Origin of the sequence: Caballeronia sp. (assembly GCF_028292365.1) — a bacterium.
GTDB lineage: Bacteria > Pseudomonadota > Gammaproteobacteria > Burkholderiales > Burkholderiaceae > Caballeronia.
Map to the genome: position 1 here is coordinate 1 of NZ_JAQGMM010000661.1, position 3,212 is coordinate 3,212.

Sequence of the window (3,212 nt, forward strand, 5' to 3'; positions counted from 1 at the left end):
CTCAGGCGATTGCCCATGATGTTCTCCAGGTGGCGCAGGACGCCGGTCAGCGTCCGCGCTCATTATAGGCACCGTGCGGGCCTCGGCTCGAGGCAGGCTCAATACGGCCTATCGGCGTAAAATGACATCATAAAACGCGCGATTCCCGCATTCCGATGCAAGATTTAGCGCACCCAACATCCCATTGCACCGATGTCCGGAGACACGCCGTGAACCACCCCGTCCCGCCGCTCGCCATTCGCCGCACCTTCCCCGCCGCCTTGCTCGACGCGCTGAAAACCGCGTTCGCCGAACGCGTCTCGACCACCACCGCAGTCCGCGAACACCACGGCCGCGACGAATCGCCGTTCGATCCGCAACTACCGGACGCCGTCGTTTTCGTGACCAGCACGGAAGAGGTCCAGACCGTGGTCCGGCTCTGCGCCGAACACAATGTGCCGGTGATTCCGTACGGCAACGGGTCGTCGCTGGAAGGTCATTTGCTAGCGGTTCAAGGTGGTGTATCCATCGATATGTCGGGCTTGAACCAGGTGTTGTCGATCGATGCTGAAGACTTGACGGTCACCGTGCAGCCGGGCATTTCGCGCAAGCAGTTGAACGAAGCGCTGAAGGACACCGGGCTGTTTTTCCCCATCGATCCCGGCGCGGATGCGAGTATTGGCGGGATGTCGGCAACGCGTGCGTCCGGTACCAACGCCGTGCGCTACGGCACGATGCGCGAGAACGTCCTCGGCCTGACCGTCGTGTTAGCCGATGGCCGCGTCATCAAGACGGGCACAAGGGCGCGCAAATCGTCGGCCGGATACGACCTCACGCGTTTGTTCGTTGGCTCGGAAGGCACGCTCGGCGTGATCGTCGAAATCACCGTGCGGCTTTACCCGCAGCCGGAAGCGGTATCGGCGGCGGTGTGCGCATTTCCATCGATGGGCGACGCCGTGCGCGCCACCATCGAAACCATTCAAATGGGCGTGCCGGTGGCCCGCGTTGAGTTCCTGGATTCGCTTGCCGTGCGTGCGATCAACCGCCATTCGAACCTCACCTTTCGCGAATCGCCGATGCTGTTCTTCGAATTCCATGGCACGGAAAGCAGCGTGAAGGAACAAGCGGAGACGGTGCAGGAAATCGTCGCACAAAACAACGGTACTGATTTCGAATGGGCCACCCGGCCGGAAGACCGCAGCCGCCTCTGGAACGCGCGTCACAACGCCTATTTCGCGATGCTGCAACTCAAGCCCGGCAGCCGCGCCGTGACCACGGACGTCTGCGTGCCAATCTCGCGGCTGGCTGAATGCGTGATCGAAACGGAACAGGACCTGAAGGCCAGCACACTGCCTTGTCCGATCGTCGGCCATGTGGGCGATGGAAATTTCCACGTCGCCATGCTGCTCGATCCGGCCAAGCCTGAAGAATTCGAGGAAGCCGAGCGGATCAATCACCGCATTGTGGCGCGCGCGCTGCGCATGGGCGGGACGTGTACCGGCGAACATGGCGTCGGGCTGCACAAGATGGGCTTCATGATCGAGGAACACGGCGAGGACGCAATCAGCGTAATGCGCTCGATCAAACATGCGCTCGACCCGAAAAACCTGATGAACCCGGGCAAGATTTTCTCGTACGACGCCTGATCGAACGAGGCTGACTACGTCAGGATAGCCGAGCGGCGAACAGCGAGCCAGCCTTCGGCGCGAAACAACGCGCTGGCGTAAAAACATGCTCCGTCCCCGTAATTAGCCCGATCGACGGCAGACACGCGCAGGTGCAAGATCAACGATCTGCTTTTTGGAAACACTCCAGAGCACAAACACCGCCGGGAGGAGACATGAACGCACCCGCCGAGCTTTCGCCGGAAGTGTTGGCGCAACGTCAGCGCGAAGTGGTCCAGGCGTTGATGGCCGTGCTGCCGACGCATTGCCTGCTGTATCGAGAGGAAGACACGGCCGCTTATGAATGCGACGGGCTCGCGGCGTACAGGCGGCTGCCGCTTGCGGTTGCGCTGCCCGAAACCGAAGCGCAGGTTCAGCGCGTCGTGCAGATCTGTGCGCGGCTCGACGTGCCGATTGTCCCGCGTGGAGCGGGTACGGGCCTGTCAGGCGGCGCCATGCCGATCCGTCATGGGATCGTGGTGTCGCTTGCGCGCTTTCGCAAGATTGTTGAGGTCGATCCGTACGCGCGTACCGCCACGGTCCAGCCGGGCGTGCGCAATCTCGCCATCTCGGAAGCCGCGGCTCCCTATGGGCTCTACTACGCGCCTGATCCGTCATCGCAGATTGCCTGCACGATCGGCGGCAATGTCAGCGAGAACTCCGGCGGCGTCCACTGCCTCAAGTACGGCCTGACGTGTCACAACGTGATGCGCGTGCGTGCTGTATCGATGGAAGGCGACATCCTCGAATTCGGTTCGCTCGGTCTGGACGCGCCCGGGCTCGACCTGCTGGCGGTGTTCATCGGCAGCGAAGGCATGTTCGCCATCGTCACCGAGATCACTGTCAAGCTGATTCCGAAGCCGCAAACGGCCCAGGTGATCATGGCGAGCTTCGACGACGTCGTCAAAGGCGGCAACGCGGTCGCGGCGATCATCGCGGCCGGCATCATCCCCGCAGGGCTCGAAATGATGGACAAACCCGCCACGCGCGCCGTGGAAGAGTTCGTGAAAGCGGGCTACGACCTCGACGCCAAGGCAATTCTTCTGTGCGAATCCGACGGCACGCAGGACGAAGTCATGGAGGAAATCGTACGCATGACGGCCGTGTTGCGTGAATTCGGCGCGAACCGCATCCAGATTTCGCGCTCGGAGGCCGAACGGCTGAAGTTCTGGTCCGGCCGCAAGAACGCATTTCCGGCTGCCGGCCGTATCTCCCCTGACTATTACTGCATGGACGGCACGGTGCCGCGCCGCCAGATCGGGCCGCTGCTGGCGCGCATTGAAGAGATGGAAAAAAAGTACGCACTGCGTTGCATGAATGTTTTCCACGCCGGCGACGGCAACATGCATCCGCTGATTCTCTTCAACGGCAACGACCTCGACGAGTGGCACCGGGCTGAGGCGTTCGGTTCGGACATCCTGGAAACGTGCGTGGAACTGGGTGGCACGGTGACGGGCGAGCATGGCGTGGGTATCGAAAAGATCAACTCCATGTGCGTCCAGTTTTCGCCCGAAGAACGCGATACGTTTCACGCGATAAAACGTGCCTTCGATCCCCCCGGCCTGCTTA

Annotated in this window: 2 protein-coding genes; both read left to right on the forward strand. The window is 61.8% G+C overall.

The features are described from left to right. Positions 1–209 precede the first annotated feature (209 nt). Positions 210–1,625 carry an FAD-linked oxidase C-terminal domain-containing protein gene (locus JWR14_RS37950; protein WP_299719889.1) on the forward strand — a complete coding sequence of 472 codons (1,416 nt, stop codon included), beginning with the start codon at positions 210–212 and terminating at the stop codon, positions 1,623–1,625. A gap of 194 nt (positions 1,626–1,819) precedes the next feature. After that, positions 1,820–3,212: FAD-linked oxidase C-terminal domain-containing protein (locus JWR14_RS37955; protein ID WP_299719891.1), on the forward strand; the 1,393-nt coding region annotated here is incomplete at its 3' end.